Annotated in this window: 16 protein-coding genes, 1 tRNA gene and 1 riboswitch; of the genes, 8 read left to right on the forward strand and 9 right to left on the reverse strand. The window is 71.7% G+C overall.

The window, feature by feature from the left end:
- Positions 1-135 precede the first annotated feature (135 nt).
- Positions 136-261 carry a hypothetical protein gene (locus tag HRF36_RS16085; protein WP_256428744.1) on the reverse strand — a complete coding sequence of 42 codons (126 nt, stop codon included), beginning with the start codon at positions 259-261 and terminating at the stop codon, positions 136-138.
- A 146-nt stretch (positions 262-407) separates the two neighbouring features.
- Positions 408-890: an Asp23/Gls24 family envelope stress response protein gene (locus HRF36_RS09420; RefSeq protein ID WP_173209166.1), complete on the reverse strand. Its 483-nt coding sequence runs from the start codon at positions 888-890 to the stop codon at positions 408-410.
- Positions 891-1,047: 157 nt separating this feature from the next.
- On the opposite strand from HRF36_RS09420, the gene HRF36_RS09425 reads away from it, so the two are divergent.
- Together HRF36_RS09425 and HRF36_RS09430 are read left to right on the forward strand one after the other, a co-directional pair.
- Positions 1,048-2,616 (forward strand): cryptochrome/photolyase family protein, encoded by a 1,569-nt coding sequence (locus HRF36_RS09425; RefSeq protein ID WP_173209184.1) that lies wholly within the window; start codon positions 1,048-1,050, stop codon positions 2,614-2,616.
- A 144-nt stretch (positions 2,617-2,760) separates the two neighbouring features.
- Positions 2,761-3,366 (forward strand): hypothetical protein, encoded by a 606-nt coding sequence (locus tag HRF36_RS09430; RefSeq protein WP_173209186.1) that lies wholly within the window; start codon positions 2,761-2,763, stop codon positions 3,364-3,366.
- Between the two features lie 132 nt (positions 3,367-3,498).
- On the opposite strand, the gene HRF36_RS09435 is transcribed toward HRF36_RS09430, so the two are convergent.
- Entirely contained in the window at positions 3,499-4,674 is a 1,176-nt protein-coding gene (locus HRF36_RS09435; protein ID WP_173209188.1) for an SGNH/GDSL hydrolase family protein, read from the reverse strand.
- A 58-nt stretch (positions 4,675-4,732) separates the two neighbouring features.
- Positions 4,733-6,424 carry an ABC-F family ATP-binding cassette domain-containing protein gene (locus HRF36_RS09440; protein ID WP_173209190.1) on the reverse strand — a complete coding sequence of 564 codons (1,692 nt, stop codon included), beginning with the start codon at positions 6,422-6,424 and terminating at the stop codon, positions 4,733-4,735.
- A 78-nt stretch (positions 6,425-6,502) separates the two neighbouring features.
- On the opposite strand from HRF36_RS09440, the gene HRF36_RS09445 reads away from it, so the two are divergent.
- Positions 6,503-6,688 (forward strand): PspC domain-containing protein, encoded by a 186-nt coding sequence (locus tag HRF36_RS09445; protein WP_173209192.1) that lies wholly within the window; start codon positions 6,503-6,505, stop codon positions 6,686-6,688.
- A 21-nt stretch (positions 6,689-6,709) separates the two neighbouring features.
- On the opposite strand, the gene HRF36_RS09450 is transcribed toward HRF36_RS09445, so the two are convergent.
- Positions 6,710-7,186, reverse strand: a complete 477-nt coding sequence (locus tag HRF36_RS09450) for a DUF2017 domain-containing protein (protein ID WP_173209194.1) — start codon at positions 7,184-7,186, stop codon at positions 6,710-6,712.
- Positions 7,183-7,488, reverse strand: a complete 306-nt coding sequence (gene clpS, locus HRF36_RS09455) for an ATP-dependent Clp protease adapter ClpS (protein ID WP_123519020.1) — start codon at positions 7,486-7,488, stop codon at positions 7,183-7,185. Before clpS ends, HRF36_RS09450 begins: the two co-directional genes overlap by 4 nt.
- 49 nt (positions 7,489-7,537) lie before the next feature.
- Positions 7,538-7,621, forward strand: a riboswitch (ZMP/ZTP riboswitch).
- Positions 7,622-7,665: 44 nt separating this feature from the next.
- Here clpS and glyA point away from each other — a divergent pair.
- Entirely contained in the window at positions 7,666-8,985 is a 1,320-nt protein-coding gene (glyA, locus tag HRF36_RS09460; RefSeq protein WP_173210017.1) for a serine hydroxymethyltransferase, read from the forward strand.
- Positions 8,986-9,059: 74 nt separating this feature from the next.
- Positions 9,060-9,929, forward strand: coding sequence for a bifunctional methylenetetrahydrofolate dehydrogenase/methenyltetrahydrofolate cyclohydrolase (locus tag HRF36_RS09465; RefSeq protein WP_173210019.1), 870 nt, complete (start codon positions 9,060-9,062; stop codon positions 9,927-9,929).
- Positions 9,930-10,048: 119 nt separating this feature from the next.
- On the opposite strand, the gene galK is transcribed toward HRF36_RS09465, so the two are convergent.
- Both galK and galT read right to left on the reverse strand, forming a co-directional pair.
- Positions 10,049-11,254 (reverse strand): galactokinase, encoded by a 1,206-nt coding sequence (galK, locus tag HRF36_RS09470; protein WP_173209196.1) that lies wholly within the window; start codon positions 11,252-11,254, stop codon positions 10,049-10,051.
- Positions 11,251-12,354 (reverse strand): galactose-1-phosphate uridylyltransferase, encoded by a 1,104-nt coding sequence (gene galT / locus HRF36_RS09475; RefSeq protein ID WP_173209198.1) that lies wholly within the window; start codon positions 12,352-12,354, stop codon positions 11,251-11,253. Before galT ends, galK begins: the two co-directional genes overlap by 4 nt.
- 79 nt (positions 12,355-12,433) lie before the next feature.
- Between galT and HRF36_RS09480 the strand changes: the two genes are divergently transcribed.
- Positions 12,434-13,300: a DeoR/GlpR family DNA-binding transcription regulator gene (locus HRF36_RS09480; protein WP_371740101.1), complete on the forward strand. Its 867-nt coding sequence runs from the start codon at positions 12,434-12,436 to the stop codon at positions 13,298-13,300.
- A 73-nt stretch (positions 13,301-13,373) separates the two neighbouring features.
- Entirely contained in the window at positions 13,374-14,315 is a 942-nt protein-coding gene (locus HRF36_RS09485; protein ID WP_173209200.1) for an aldose 1-epimerase family protein, read from the forward strand.
- A 453-nt stretch (positions 14,316-14,768) separates the two neighbouring features.
- Here the strand turns inward: HRF36_RS09485 and HRF36_RS09490 are convergent.
- Positions 14,769-14,841: transfer RNA gene (locus tag HRF36_RS09490), tRNA-Lys, on the reverse strand.
- 159 nt (positions 14,842-15,000) lie between these two features.
- On the opposite strand from HRF36_RS09490, the gene HRF36_RS09495 reads away from it, so the two are divergent.
- Entirely contained in the window at positions 15,001-15,630 is a 630-nt protein-coding gene (locus HRF36_RS09495) for a hypothetical protein (protein WP_055977451.1), read from the forward strand.
- Positions 15,631-16,023 lie beyond the last annotated feature (393 nt).

Here is a 16,023-nt window from a genome sequence, read left to right on the forward strand (position 1 = left end):
GCACTTTCTCTGATCCGGCACGTACCGGATCAAGGTGAGAGAGATGCGGTCCCCCTGCGCCCGGGACGACGAAAGACGCAGGAGGCGCGACTCGGGTGAGTCGCGCCTCCTGCGTCCGATGCGGTGCGGGCCGGGTCAGCGGCGGCGTCCGGGCTGCTGGTAGCCACCCTGGCCGGTACCGCCCCCGCGACGCTTGTTCATGATCTTCTTGAAGATGAAGCCGGCGATCAGCGGGGCGAAACGTCGGAGCAGTGATGCCATGGGTGTGCCTCCTGGGCAGTGGTGCACGGGTCGTGCGGTCGAGCCGGCTGGCTCGGTCGGGTGCGGTCCGCGAGGGTGCGGGGGACGATCACGTCGGGATGATCGCCGCAGGTGCCAGTGAACTCGTTCTTCACTGAACTCGCTGTCTACTGAACCCGCTGCGAGTCGGCCTTGTCGCCCTTGTCGTCGTCGTCCTGGCCGGCGATGAAGATGTCGCTGACCTCGATGTTGATCTCGACGACCTGCAGGCCCACGAGTTGGGTGATGGCGTCGTTGACGGCCCGACGGACATCGTCGGCGACCTTCTGCACCGACAGGGGGTAGTCGACGACGATGCTGAGGTCCGCCGCGGCCTGGGTCTCGCCGACGTCGACCTTGACGCCCTGGCCGTGGTCCTGCTGGCCGACGGCGGTACGCAGGGCGCCCACGGCACGCGACGCACCGCCACCGATCGAGTGGACGCCGGGCACCTGGCGGGCGGCGATGCCCGCGACCTTGGCCACGACGCCGTCGGCGATCTGCGTGGTGCCCGCGGCGTCCGACGAGACGGTCGAGGCGCCGTCGACGCGGGAGACTCCGTCGACGCGTGAGCTCGTGGTGGCGGGGGTGGGCGTGGCGGTGTTCGACATCTCGGGTCCTCTTTCGGCTGGGGGAGTCGTGCGGATGATCGTCGTGCGAGCGGTTCGGGGCGACCCGGGCTGCACGTCCATGAGACGCCGTGCCCGCCCGGTTCGTCACGGTGAAGATGCTGGCAACCCGCTGAGTGCCCGCGTCTACTGTCGGGGCATGCAGCGCACCCGATGGATCTTCCTCGACCAGCTCGGCCCGCACTTCGACGACGGCGACCCGATGCTGCTCGTCGAGAGTCGGTCGTCGTGGCGCGGTCGGACCCTGCACCGCGCCAAGTTGCAGCTGATCCTGTCGGCCGTCCGGCACCGGGCCGCCGAGCTGGGTGACCGCGTCGACTTCCGCCAGGTCGAGCACTACTCCGAGGCCCTCGAGGGTCGCGACGACCTGCAGGTCGTCGACCCCACCTCGTACCGGGCCCGTCGCCTCGTGCGTTCGGTCGGCGCCGAGGTGCTGCCGAGCCGCGGCTTCGTCTCGAGCGAGGCCGAGTTCGCCGAGTGGGCCGCCGGTCGACAAGGGGGACGCGGCTCGAGCCGGGCGGGCGGCGCGGCGGCGGACGCCGACGACGCCCGCCGAGGAGGCGCGGGTCGCCCGACCGGCGCGTCCGGCGGTCGACCGGCACCGCGCCTCCTGATGGAGGACTGGTACCGGGCCGTGCGTCAGCGCACCGGCCTGTTGATGGAGGGCCCGCAGCCCGTGGGCGGCCAGTGGAACTACGACCACGACAACCGCGAGAAGCCGCCGAAGGGTGCCGCGACGCTCGGCCTGCCCCCGCAGGAGTGGCCCGTCGAGGACGACATCGACGCCGAGGTGCGTGCCGACCTCGACCGGTGGGAGCGCGAGGGGGTCGTCCGGTTGGTGGGTGACGACGCACCGCGACGGTTCGCCGCCACCCGCGCCGAGGCGACGGCGGCGCTCGCGGACTTCGTCGAGGTGCGGCTGCCGGATTTCGGTCCGTTCGAGGACGCCACGCTGTCGGGCGACTGGACGATGGCGCACTCGTTGCTCAGTGCTCCCATGAACCTCGGCCTGCTCGACCCGCGCGAGGTCGTCGAGGCCGCGATCGCGTCCTACCAGGCCGGAGACGCACCCCTGCGCAGCGTCGAGGGATTCACCCGGCAGATCGTCGGCTGGCGTGACTGGGTCTGGCACCTCTACTGGCACCTCGGCGAGGACTTCGCGACGACGAGCAACGCGCTCGGGGCGACGCAGCCGCTGCCCGACGTGTTCGCCGGGCTCGACGCCGAGGCGGTCGAGGCCGAGTGCCTCAGCGACACGCTCGACGGGCTGCGTCGGCACGGCTGGAACCACCACATCCAGCGTCTGATGATCCTCGGCAACTGGGCACTGCAGCGAGGTGTCGACCCGGCGGCGCTCAACCAGTGGTTCGTCGACATGTACGTCGACGGCACCCCCTGGGTGATGCCGGCCAACGTCGTGGGCATGTCGCAGCACGCCGACGGTGGCATCGTCGCGACGAAGCCGTACGCGTCCGGTGGCGCCTACGTCAACCGCATGACCGACCACTGCGGCTCGTGCCGCTTCGATCCCAAGAAGCGGTTCGGCGAGGACGCCTGCCCGGTGACCGCCGGGTACTGGGCGTTCCTCGACCGTGTCGAGCCCGTGCTCGCGGGCAACCCCCGCATGGGTCAGCAGTTCGCCGGGCTGCGCGGGCTGTCCGACCGTGAGGCCGTCGTCGAGCAGGAGCGCACCCGCACGACCTGGTGAGCCGCAGCCCGACCCCGCCGTTGCCCGACCCCGCCGGGGGTCACACCGCGTCGGTGGTGCGTCCTCGGAGGCGCCCCTCGTTAGGGTGACGACAGCACCGGGCGCAGGGAGCCCGTGGCAGATCACGAGGGAGCCCCCATGGCCATGACCATGCGCAGAACGGCCGCGACGGCCACCACCACGGGCGTGCTCGCCCTCGGCCTGCTGCTCGCCGGCTGCACCTCAGGAGGCGCGGGTGACGCGGACGACGCCGGGTCCGGCGGGTCGGCGGGCGGCTCGGGGTCGACCGCATCCGGCGAGGGCACCTTCGACGACCTCGCCAGCTGCGACGACGTCGGCTCGGCCCTCGGCGGGGTCGTGGACGGCCTCGAGCTGCGTGACGACAGCACGTTCTCGGGCGACCAGGCGAACTGCCAGTGGGCGACCCCCACGACCGAGGCGACGGACGCCGCCGACGTGACGGCGATCGTCGTCCTCGCCCAGCGTCAGGACTTCAGCGCCGACGACATCAGCGCCCAGACCTCGCAGATCGAGGGCACGCAGGGTGTCGAGACCGTCGACGACTCGCGCGTCGGGGCGTTCGGCGGTCAGGCGTTCTCGCAGACGGTGACGCAGCAGGGCATCACGGCGTCGGCCAGCACGATCCTCTCGCCCCACGGCCTGATCGCCGTGACCGCGACGGGTGCGGGCGACGCCGCCCCGCTCAGCACCGACGAGACCCTCGACGCCGCCTACGGCCTGTTCGACTGAGCCGCGCCGGGCGCGCGCCCTCCGCACGACGCGCCCTGCGCCTGCTCGTTCCCCCCGACGCGGAGTTCGAGTGGTCCCGAATCGTGCTCGTGCGCGGGTCGAACCACGATTCGGGACCAGTCGACGGGTCGATCAGTAGACGCTGAGCTGCCCGAGCACGTAGTCCGCGATGACGCGCTGGCCGGCGTCGTTCGGGTGGACGCCATCGCCCGAGAGCAGCGAGGCGAGGCCGTCGTCCGGCAGGGCGTCGGCGAGATCGACGTAGGCGCTGCCGGTCTCGTCCGCGAGGCGCCGCACGACCGCGTCGTAGTCGCCGGCATCCGCGGCGAGCCCCTTCGTGAGGTTCGTGCCGGGCACGAACTCGCCCATGAGCATGATCGACGGCGGGTCGTCGAGGCTCTGCAGGCCGTCGATCAGGGTGCGGTAGTCGTCCTCGAACTGGTCCGGCGTGCGGCTGAACGCGTCGTTGGCGCCGAGCGTGATCGTGACGAGGTCGGGTTTCGTCGCGGCGATCGAGTCGAGGTATCCGGGCAGGTCGGCCGTGAAGGTGCGGGCCGTGGCGCCGGAGCGGGACGAGTCGAAGAGCGTGATGCCGCGGTCGCGATCCCCGTCGAAAGCGGTCAGGCCCTCGATGTCGACGGGCGTCTCGGCGTGGATCGTCACGGTGTGGGCTCCCGCGTCGAGCCCGGTCACGGACGAGATGCCGCTGGTGGCCATCGAGTCGCGCGTGTCGACCTCGACCGCGTCGCCGTCGTCGACGGTGTAGCTGAAGGTGCCGCGGCCGCTCGACCACCAGAGGTCGAGGTCGGTGCCGGTGAACGGGTACGTCGTGGTCGCGTCCGCGCCGAGGGTGACCGAACGGTAGCCGAGGTCGGCGGTGCGGGACGAGGCCGACACCGACACCGACCCCTCGCTGCTCGTGGCCCAGCGCGCCCAGGTCGACGCGGGAGGAGCGACGGCGAACGCAGTCGGCCGGTAGCCGACCCCGCCCGGCGCGTCCTCGGTCGGGTAGCGCTCGCGCAGACCGTCGAGGGTCAGGTCGATCCAGCGGGAGTCGACGGTCGAGGCGCCCATGCCCTCGGGGATCGAGTCGCCGACGGCGACCCAGCGGGCGGAGTACTCGTCGCGGCCCTCGAGGGCGTCGGCCCAGTCGGCGAGCTCCGAGGAGGCGCGGGTCGGCCGGGGCGACGAGGTCGCGCTCGTGGAGGCACCGCCCGTGGGCTCGCTCGGCTCGGCCGGGTTCGCCGTGCAGCCGGTGAGCAGGGCAAGGGCGGCGGCGACCGCGACCAGTCGGGTGGTTCGGGTCATGACGACGACGGTAGTCGAGGCCCGGGGGAATCGTTCACCGGCAGCGTCGGCACCGGGTTCAGGACTCGGTGACGGTGCCGCCCTCGACCCTCCAGTGCCGGTCGAGCCGGACCGTCTCGAGCATGCGCCGGTCGTGCGTGACGAGCAGCAGCGTGCCGTCGTACGACTCGAGGGCCTGCTCGAGTTGTTCGATGGCGGCGAGGTCGAGGTGGTTCGTGGGTTCGTCGAGCACGAGCACGTTGACGCCGCGGGCCTGCAACAGCGCGAGGCCGGCACGTGTGCGTTCGCCGGGCGAGAGCTCGTCGACCGGGCGCGAGACGTGGTCGGCCTTGAGCCCGAACTTGGCGAGCAGGGTCCGCACCTCGGCCTGGGGCCAGTCGGGCACGAGCGCCTCGAACGCGTCGGCCAACGGCACGTCGCCGGCCAGGAGCGCGCGCGCCTGGTCGATCTCGCCGACGGCGATGCTGGCTCCGCGACTCGCGCCTCCTTCGCTCGGGGCCTGTCGGCCGAGCAGACCGCGCAGCAGCGTCGACTTGCCGGCGCCGTTCGGGCCGGTGATGCCGATGCGGTCGCCGCCGTCCACCTGCAGAGAGACCGGGCCGAGCACGAACTCGCCCGTGGCCGGGTCGCCCTGGCGGAACACCGCGCCGGTGAGGGTCGAGACGACCGCGCTCGAGCGGGTGGCCGCGCCGATGGTGAACTCGAGCTGCCATTCTTTGCGGGGTTCGTCGACCTCGTCGAGGCGGGCGATGCGGCTCTCCATCTGGCGGACCTTCTGGGCCTGCTTCTCGCTCGACTCGGCCGAGGCCTTGCGGCGGATCTTGTCGTTGTCCGGCGCCTTCTTCATCGCGTTGCGGACGCCCTGGCTCGACCACTCGCGCTGCGTCCTGGCGCGTCCGACGAGGTCGGCCTTCTTCTCGGCGAACTCGTCGTAGGCCTCGCGCGCGTGCCGGCGGGCGGTCTCGCGCTCGTCCAGGTACGCGTCGTAGCCACCGCCGAAGACCCGGTTCGACGACTGCGCGAGGTCGAGCTCGAGCACCTTCGTGACGCACCGGGCCAGGAACTCGCGGTCGTGGCTGACGAGGACGATTCCGCCGCGCTGGCCCTGCACGAAGCGTTCGAGCCGTTCGAGGCCGTCGAGGTCGAGGTCGTTGGTGGGCTCGTCGAGCAACGCGACGTCGAAGCGGCTGAGCAACAGGGCCGCGAGGCCGACGCGTGCGGCCTGGCCTCCGCTGAGGCCGGTCATCGGGCTGTCGGGGCCGACGGCGCCGTCGCCGTCACGGTCCAGGCCGAGGTCGGCGAGCACCTGCGGCAGGCGCTCGTCGAGGTCGGCGGCCCCGCTGGCGAGCCATCGGTCGAGGGCGCTCGAGTAGACGTCGGAGGGGTCGAGGCCGTCGGGGCGCGGGGCCGGATCGGGGTCGCCGAGGGCGGAGGCGGCGGCGTCCATGTCGGCGGTGGCCTGCGTGCCGCCGGTACGGCGGCCGATGTAGTCGGCGACCGTCTCGCCGGGCACGCGCTCGTGCTCTTGAGGCAGCCAGCCGACGAAGGCGTCACCGGGGTTGAGCGTGATCGTGCCGGCCTGCGGCTCGTCGACGCCCGCGAGGAGGCGCAGCAGCGTCGACTTTCCGGCCCCGTTCACGCCCACCACGCCCACGACGTCGCCCGGGGCGACGGTCAGGTCGAGGTCGTCGAAGAGGGTGCGGTGCCCGTGGCCTCCGGCCAGGCCCTTGGCCACGAGTGAAGCGCTCATCCGGCCATTCTCGCGCACCGGGACGGCGCACGGGGCGTCGGTGGACGTCCTCCAGGCGGGGCTGGCATGCTCGGGGGCATGGCCACCCTCACTCGTCCCCGCCGCGGCAAGATCATCGCCGGAGTCTGCGCCGCCCTCGCGAACCGGTTCGGCATCAGCGCCTTCTTGGTCCGCCTGATCTTCGTGCTGTCGATCATCCTTCCCGGGCCGCAGGTGCTCGTGTACCTCGTGCTCTGGGTCGTGTTCCCGAAAGAGAACCGCTAGTCCACGGCGCGGGTCGCGGGCTCAGCCCTTGGGCAGGGACCGCAGCAGCGCCTCCTGCAGGTAGCCGAGCCAGTCGAAGACGTGGCTCATCGCCTGCCGTTGCCGATCGTCGCTCGGGGGTACGCCTTCGCCCGTGACGCCCAGTCGCTCGCCGAGGGTGAGCCGGAGGTCGTTCAGGGTCCGCAACCACGACTGCTGTGCGGCACGGTCGAGGCCCGTGCCCGGTTCTGCGAGTGTCGCGAGCACCGCTCGGCCGTTCTCGATCTTCCGCCGGGTCAGGTCGTCGGCCGTGAACCGCCGGAACTCGGCGGCCGCCTCGGCGTCGTCGCGGTACGCCGCGGGCAGGAGGCGCGCGAGGGCCGGATCGCCCTCGTCACCGTTCTCGAGCAGCGACACCAGCTGACCGACCAGGTCGGTCAGCAGACCCCGCTCGTCGGCGTCGAGCCGCACACGGATCTCGTCGCCACCCCGGGGACGGACGAACGGCACGAGCGTCATGCCTCGTCCTCTTTCGAGAGCGTCGCCCAGAGTCCGTAGTCGTGCATGGCCTCGACGTGACGTTCCATCTCTTCGCGGTTGCCCGTCGCGACGACCGCGCGGCCCTCGGTGTGCACGCGCATCATGAGTCGCTTCGCCTCGGCCCGACCGAAGCCGAAATAGCTCTCGAAGACGTGGGTGACGTAGGTCATCAGGTTGACCGGGTCGTCCCAGACCAGCGTCACCCAGGGGGTGTCGGGCGAGGTCAGGAGGCGCGGGTCGGCCTCCGTTCCCGTGCGGGTGTCGTCGAGGGTGAGGCTCACCCGTCCAGGGTGTCACACGGCTTCCGACAGCGAGCCCCGGTTGTTATGCTGTGCGGGTCGCGACTGGCGTTCAGATGGTCACCATCGGGGAGCGACTGACACACGTGCGTGGCCGTACGCCTGGGCCACGACATCCGACCTCCGTCCGTCCCGTGTGCCAAGGAGTCCTCCGTGACCATCTCCGACCAGACCAGCGCCCAGACCTCCGAGTCGACCGCCTCCGGCTCGACCGACCGCCAGCCGTCGACCTTCAACCAGCCGCTCTCGGTCGTCGACCCCGAGATCGCGGCCGTCCTCGAGCAAGAGCTCGGCCGTCAGCGCGACTACCTCGAGATGATCGCGTCCGAGAACTTCGTGCCGCGCGCCGTGCTCGAGTCGCAGGGGTCGGTGCTGACGAACAAGTACGCCGAGGGCTACCCCGGACGTCGCTACTACGGGGGCTGCGAGTTCGTCGACGTCGCCGAGAACCTCGCCATCGACCGTGCCAAGTCCCTGTTCGGCGCCGACTTCGCCAACGTGCAGCCCCACTCGGGCGCCCAGGCCAACGCCGCCGTGCTCGCGGCCATCGCCGACATCGGAGACACCATCCTCGGCCTCGAGCTGTCGCACGGCGGCCACCTGACCCACGGCATGAAGCTCAACTTCTCGGGCAAGATGTACAAGGCCGTGGCGTACGAGGTCGATCCCGAGACCTACCTGATCGACATGGACGTCGTCCGTCGCCAGGCGATCGAGCACCAGCCCAAGGTCATCATCGCGGGCTGGTCGGCCTACCCTCGCCAGCTCGACTTCGCGGCGTTCCGCGCCATCGCCGACGAGGTCGGCGCGTACCTCTGGGTCGACATGGCGCACTTCGCCGGCCTCGTCGCCGCGGGTCTGCACCCGTCGCCGCTGCCCCACGCGCACGTCGTCTCGTCGACCGTGCACAAGACCCTCGCGGGCCCTCGCTCGGGCGTGATCCTCTCGAACCACGAGCCGCTGTTCAAGAAGCTCAACTCGGCGGTCTTCCCCGGCCAGCAGGGCGGCCCGTTGATGCACGTCATCGCCGCCAAGGCGACCGCGTTCAAGCTCGCCGCCGAGCCCGAGTTCAAGGACCGTCAAGAGCGCACCATCCGCGGCGCCCAGGCCCTCGCCGCCCGCCTCACGGCCGACGACGCGAAGGCCGCCGGAGTCGACGTGCTGACCGGTGGCACCGACGTGCACCTGGTGCTCGTCGACCTGCGTGCCAGCGAGGTCGACGGCAAGCAGGCCGAGAACCTGCTGCACGACGTCGGCATCACGGTGAACCGCAACTCGGTGCCGTGGGACCCTCGCCCGCCCATGGTCACCTCGGGCGTGCGCATCGGCACGTCGGCGCTCGCCACCCGTGGCTTCTCCGACGCCGAGTTCGCCGAGGTCGCCGACATCATCGCGCTGACGCTGATGCCGTCGCCCGACGTCGAGGCCCTCGCGGCCCGCGTCAAGGCGTTGACCGACGCGTTCCCGCTCTACGCGTGAGCGCTGACGTCACGGCCGGCACTCCGGCGGGCGTCGAGCGCGCCCGTTTCGTCCCCGGCGACGACTCGTCCGCGGTGACGATCGACGGCACGGCCCTGGCCGCCGCCGTGAAGGACGACCTGCGCCGCCGCGTGGACGTGCTCAAGGCGCGAGGCATCACCCCGGGCCTCGGCACGATCCTGGTCGGTGCGAACCCCGGCTCGTTGTCGTACGTCGCGGGCAAGCACCGCGACTGCGCCGAGGTCGGCATCGAGTCGATCCGGATCGACCTGCCCGACACGGCGACCGAGGCCGAGATCCGTCAGGCGATCGAGACGATGAACGCCGACCACGCGGTGACGGCCTTCATCATCCAGCTGCCGCTGCCGGCGGGCATCGATCCGACGGCCATGCTCGAGCTGATGGACCCGGCCAAGGACGCCGACGGCCTCCACCCGGTCAACCTCGGCGAGCTCGTCCTCGCGGTGCCCGGCGGCAAGGGCTCGATCGACACGCCCCTGCCGTGCACGCCGCGCGGCATCGTCGAGATGCTGCACGCCTACGACATCCCGATCGCGGGCACGCACGTCACGATCATCGGGCAGGGCCTGACCGTCGGGCGTCCGCTCGGGCTGCTGCTGACCCGGCTCGAGGCGACGGCGACGTTGACGCACTCGCGCACGGTCGACGTGGCCGCCGAGGTGCGCCGAGCCGACATCGTCGTGGCGGCTGCCGGCGTCGCGGGGCTGGTCAAGCCGGACTGGGTGAAGCCCGGAGCCGCCGTGATCGACGTCGGCATCACCCGCGTGCTGAACGCCGAGACGGGCAAGTACAAGTTGCGCGGGGACGTCGACCCCGCGGTCGCCGCCGTGGCCGGCTTCCAGTCGCCCGTACCGGGTGGGGTCGGGCCGATGACCCGGGCCATGCTGCTGAAGAACGTGGTCGAGGCCGCCGAGCGCCCCTGACGCCCTCCCGCCACGCCAGACGATGGGCACAGCGCCAGGCTTTCTCCTGGTGCTGTGCCCATCTCGTGGTGCGGTGCGGTGCGGTGCCGTGCCCGGCGCGGGCGCGGGGCAGCCCGGTGTCAGGCGTCGCGGCGGGCGCCCTCGGCGGCGTGCACGGTGAACACGGTCGGAGCCGTGTAGCCGGCCTCGGCGAAGGCGGCGACGATCGCGGCCTCGACGTCGAGGCGAGCCTCGGCGGGGACGAGAGCGATGGCCGAACCGCCGAAGCCGCCACCCGTCATGCGGGCGCCGACGGCACCGGTGGCCTGGGCGGTGGCCACGGCGAGGTCGAGTTGGGGCACCGAGATCTCGAAGTCGTCACGCATCGAGACGTGCGAGGCGTCGAGCAGGTGACCGATCGCTCGCGGGCCGTCGGTGCGCAGCGTGCGGACGGTGTCGAGGACGCGCTGGTTCTCGGTGACCACGTGGCGGACGCGTCGGAAGGTCTCGTCGTCGAGGACCTCTTCTGCTCGACCGAGGTCGTCGGCGTCGAGATCGCGCAGGGAGTCGACGCCGAGGGCGGCAGCCCCCTTCTCGCACGAGGCCCGGCGCTCGACGTAGCCGCCGGTGGCGTGTGCGTGCTCGACGTGCGTGTCGACCACGAGCACCTCGAGCCCGGCGGCGGCGAAGCCGAGGTCGACGACGTCGGCGTCGAGACTGCGGCAGTCGAGGAACACCCCGGAGTCCGCGCGACCCAGCAGCGACGCCGACTGGTCCATGATGCCGGTCGGTGCGCCGACGGCCTCGTTCTCGGACAGTTGGCCGACGGCAGCGAGAGCGGAGCGGTTGATGTCGAGCGACCAGAGCTCGGCGAGGGCCACGGCCACCGAGCACTCGAGCGCGGCGGACGACGAGAGCCCGGCGCCGACCGGCACCTCGGACTCGACGAAGAGGTCGAGGCCGGGAACGCCCGACAGGTCGATGGTCGAGAGGTCGCCTCCGGCGGCGGCGAACGAGGGCGTGTCGGCCCGGTCGTGGGCGACGGACAACGCCCAGGCGATGCCGAACACGTACGCCGACCATCCCGACATCGAGTGGGGGTCGAGATCGTCGAGCGAGACCTCGTGCACACCGGCCTCGAACGACGACGCCACGCGCAGCAGGCGGTCGTCGCGACGACCGACCGTGACGGTGGTGCGACGGTCGATGGCGAAGGGCAGCACGAAGCCGTCGTTGTAGTCGGTGTGCTCGCCGATGAGGTTCACGCGGCCCGGCGCGGACCAGCGCCCGGCGACCTCGGTGTCGAAGACCTCGCTGAAGCCCTGGGGAGTGGTGGTGTCGGTCATGATCGCTCGATCGCCTCTCGGATTCGGTCGGCCTGCACCTCGGGGACGAGGTCGCCCACCCAGGCTCCCATCGCCGCCTCGGAGCCTGCCAGGAACTTCAACTTGCTCTCGGCCCGCCGGGGCGAGGTGATCTGCAGCATCAGGCGCACGGTGTCGCGGCCGACCCCGACCGGGGCCTGGTGCCAGGCCGCGATGTAGGGCGTGGGGTCGTCGTACAGGCCGTCGACACCGCGCAGGAGGCGCCGGTACATGACCGCGAGCTCGTCGCGTTCGTCGTCGGTCAGCGCCGCGAAGTCGGGGGCGTGGCGGTGCGGCAGGAGGTGGATCTCGATCGGCCAGCGCGCGGCGAACGGGACGAAGGCCGTGAAGTGCTCGCCGGCCAGGACGACGCGCGGGCCGGAGCGTTCGCGGTCGAGCAGGTCGGCGAACAGGGTCGGCCCGTAGGTCTCGATGCTGTCGAGCAGGCGGGTGGTGCGCGGTGTGACGTAGGGGTAGGCGTAGATCTGGCCGTGGGGGTGGTGCAGGGTGACGCCGATGGCCTGGCCGCGGTTCTCGAACGGGAACACCTGCTGGATGCCGGGCAGCGCCGACAGGGCGGCCGTGCGATCCGCCCACGCTTCGACGACCGTGCGGGCACGCGACTCGCTCAGGTCGGCGAACGACCCGTGCGTCTCGGGGCTGAAGCAGACGACCTCGCAGCGGCCGACGCTGCGGAGGGTGCGCTCGAGGCCGATGCGGGTGAGGTCGTCGAGGTCGTCGGGGGCGTCGTCGCTCTCGAGCAGCGGCCCGAACGACGGCGAGCGGTTCTCGAACACGGCGACGTCGTAGACGTCGGGGATCTCGGACGGGTTCGTCTCGCTGGCCGGTGCCAGCGGGTCGAGCTCGGCCGGGGGCAGGAACACGCGGTTCTGCCGGGAGGCGGCGATCGAGACCCACTCGCCGGTGAGGACGTCCTGCCGCATGGTCGCGGTGTCGGGCCGCGGGTCGAGCGTGCGGGCGTCGACGCGACGTTCGGCCGTGAGCGTCGTGTCGGCGTCGTCGAAGTAGATGAGTTCGCGACCGTCGGCCAGGACCGTCGCGCGCTTGGTGATGGACGACATCGCGCCTCCTTCTGTTCGGGGCACTCGCGACCACGACTTGCAGTTGCGAAAGTACGTGAAAGCATACGAAACTGGCCGGGTGAACGGCAACTCGACCCCGCCCGTGGCTGCGCGGCCCGCACCGCTGCCGGGCGAGCGTCGGCGGGACCGCATCGCCGACCTCGTCGGGCGCCGCGGGTTCGTGCGGACGGCCGAGCTGGCGCGCGAGTTCCGCTTGTCCGAGGTGACGATCCGCACCGACCTCGAGAGCCTCGCGGCCGACGGTCTGCTGTCGCGCGTTCACGGTGGTGCGTTGTCGGTCGACCGGCCTGCCGAGCGTCCGTTCGAAGAAGAGAGCTCGGTCTCGACCGAGGCCAAGCGGGCCATCGGGGTCGAGGCCGCGTCGCTCGTGCGTTCGGGTGACTGCGTCGTGCTCGACGTCGGCACGACGACCACGCAGATCGCGCTGGCCCTGCTCGAACGTCACGACCTCGAGGGGGTCGTGGTCGTGACGAACGGTCTCACCATCGCCCTGGCGCTCGAGCAGGCGGTGCCGCGGTTCACGGTGATCGTGTCGGGCGGCACGCTCCGACCCCTGCAGCACTCGCTGGTCAACCCGCTGGCGACGAGCGTGTTCGCGAGCGTCACGGCCGACCTGGCGTTCATCGGCTGCACCGGCGTCCACGCGACCCACGGCGTCACGAACGTCAACCTGCCCGAGACCGATCTCAAGCGCCTCATGACCCAGACCGCCCGTCGGTCGTACATCGTGGCCGACGGCAGCAAGCTCGGCGAGGCCCACCTGGGTGTAATCGGGCCGCTCGACACCTTCGAGGGCCTCGTCACGGCGGGGGCCGACGCCGCCCGTGTCGACGAGCTGCGTCGAGCCGGCCTCGCCGTCGTGACCGCAGGAGGCGCGGGCGAGGTCGCCGCGCCTCCTCGCGACCCTGCCCCCTCGCGTCCGTGAGGCCTGCGGCCGCCGCCCACCGGGCCGGACGAGATGCCGGACGCGACCGACACTCAAGAGTGAGACTGGGGCGATGACGACGAGCAGCCCGACCGGAGAACAGTACGACCTCACCTTCGAGCACGAGGGGCACCACGTGACGGGTGTGGTCACGCAGGTGGCGGCGGGCATCCGGGCCCTGGCCGTCGACGGTGTCGCCCTGACCGAGACGTTCGGCGCCGACGAGGCCCCGCCTTCGGCGTGCGGCATCACCCTCGTGCCCTGGCCGAACCGGGTCGCGGGCGGCCGTTGGACGCTCGACGGCCGCGAGCAGCAGCTCGACCTGACCGAGCCGGCCAAGGGCAACGCCAGCCACGGGCTGCTCCGCTACACGGCCTACCAGGTGGTCGACCGCGAACCGCACGCCGTGACGCTCGGGGCGACGGTGTTCCCACGGCACGGGTACCCGTTCCAGCTCGACACGACCGTCCGGCACGAACTCGTCGCGGACGGCATGGTCGTCACGCACACGATCACGAACGTCGGCTCCGGGCGGGCTCCGTTCGCCGTCGGGTCGCACCCGTTCTTCCGGGTGGGTGACCACGATCCGGCGACGCTGACCGTCACACTCGCGGCGTCGACCCGGTACGAGACGGACGAGGCCAGCATCCCGGTCGGCACGTCGCCCGTGGCCGGTACCGTCTTCGACCTGTCGCACGGCCCGCGGCTGGGCGACCTCGACCTCGACACGGGCTATCGGGACGTCGCGCCCGACGCCGACGGGGTCCGGACGACGACGTTCACGGCGCCCGACGGTTCGGCGACCGAGCTCTGGCAAGACCCGTCGTTCGAGTACGTGCAGGTGTTCACACCCCGCAACTTCCCTCGCGACGGGGTGAAAGGGTTGGCGGTCGCCGCCGAGCCGATGACGGCGCCGGCCAACGCACTGGCCACGGGTGAGGGGCTCCGTTGGCTCGGTCCGGGCGAGACATGGACGGGCAGCTGGGGTGTGCGGTACCGGGCGGGCGACGCGTAGAGGTCGTCGTCCCGTCTCGTGTCGTGGGGGTCGTCATCCGAAATGCGCGAACCTGAGACCTGTGCGTCGTCACGCGCGTACCGTCCACTGCTGTCTCCCCATGGCCCCGAAGCCCTGGCGTACCCCGTAACGACCCGGTCGGCTTGCCCGACACGTGTCGTGAGGAGGCCGAGCGCCCCTCCCGGCCCGAACCGGAGGGGCGCTTTCTCTCGCCGTCAACAGACCGGCTGAGAAGCCGACGCCGGGGGAGCGTAGGTTCTGCCCATACAGGCGGGTTCGTCCCGTCTGGCATCGGGGGACAGGATTCGGGTTCGGTCTCTCGTGGTGGGGCCGCCGCATTCGGGTGCGACGCCGGCCCCGCCATCCCTGGCGGGCGGGTGCGGGTCGACGGCCCAGCGGACGAGGGCTGCGCGGCCCGACGACGACGGTCGCAGCGTCTACGACGGATACAGGTGGGCCCCGTGGGGCTCGAACCCACGACCCGCGGATTAAAAGTCCGATGCTCTACCAACTGAGCTAGAGGCCCGTGCGCGTCCACTTTACGGGATGCCGCGGCTCCTGGACGCCAGGCCGACCCGCGCCTCCTCGGTGTGGTCGAGCGTCGGGGGGCCCCGACGGGGGCCGGTGGTGGTGCCGTGGGCGAACGTGCGGCTCGGTGTCGGTGGGCGCGCCTATCGTGGGTTCGGTGCCGAGACCATTCCATCGCCCGACCCAGTTCTCGGGGTCCGAGTTCGAAGCCTTCCAGGGCGGAGACGACCCCGCGACGATGAACCGTGTGGCCCACGAGTCGGCCTCGGCCCTCGTTGCCCGCGTGAAGCACGACCCGAGCCCCGAGATCCTCGACCGGCTCGTCACCTTCACCGACCAGCACGGCATCGACGCGGTCGCCGAGCTCTGGGCGCGAGCCAGCCCGCACAGCCTGCCCGGCGCCCTCTGGCGCATCTACCTGGTGCGGGCCGTCATCCGGCAGAACCCGGTCGAGGTCACCCAGCTCTTCGAGCGCGGGGTCGAGGTGGCCACCACGATCGACCCGGTCGTGGCGGGTGCCCCGGCTCCGGCCAGCCCCGAAGAGATCCTCGAACTCGCCGACCTCATCCTCCGTGGTGTCTTCGTCGGGGACTTCGCGATCGCCCTCGAGCGGGGTGCCGCGTTCTGTCGGCTCGCCGCCGCCGGCGCCACGTCGGTGGCCGACGACCAAGACGCCGTCGGGTCCGACCGTGCCGGTGAACTCACCCGCCGAGCCCTTCGCTTCAGCGAACTCGGCGTCGACCTGGTCGCCTGCGCCCACCTCTGGCGCGACGACAGCCTCGACTGAGCGACGCCCCGGCGTGGCCGAGGCCAGAGCCTGGCCGCCCGCGACCGTGCGGGCTCGACACGCGCGAGTCCTCGTCGCGTTCGCACCTCGCGAACTCGTCGGACCGCCCTGCCAGAGGCGGGTAACATCTCTCTGGTCGGGCCGCAGTAACCCCGGGCTCCAAATTTAGCCGCTTCGAGCGGCCTCGCGCCGAGAGGCGTTTCTGCGGTCCGGCACCCTCTTCTCGCGAGACGAGTCCGTGGTCTAGAGCCCGGCGTGACGACCTACCGCCGCCCGCCTCTCCTGCGCACCCCGCGCCTCCTCGTCCCCGCCTGCGTGTGCACATCGCGACGACGGGACAGCGTCCGACGGCTACAGATGGAAGATGAGCGGCGCGTCGAGGCCCGGCTGTCG

This window comes from Frigoribacterium sp. VKM Ac-2836, assembly GCF_013248995.1.
In the GTDB taxonomy this organism is placed as follows: Bacteria; Actinomycetota; Actinomycetes; order Actinomycetales; family Microbacteriaceae; genus Frigoribacterium.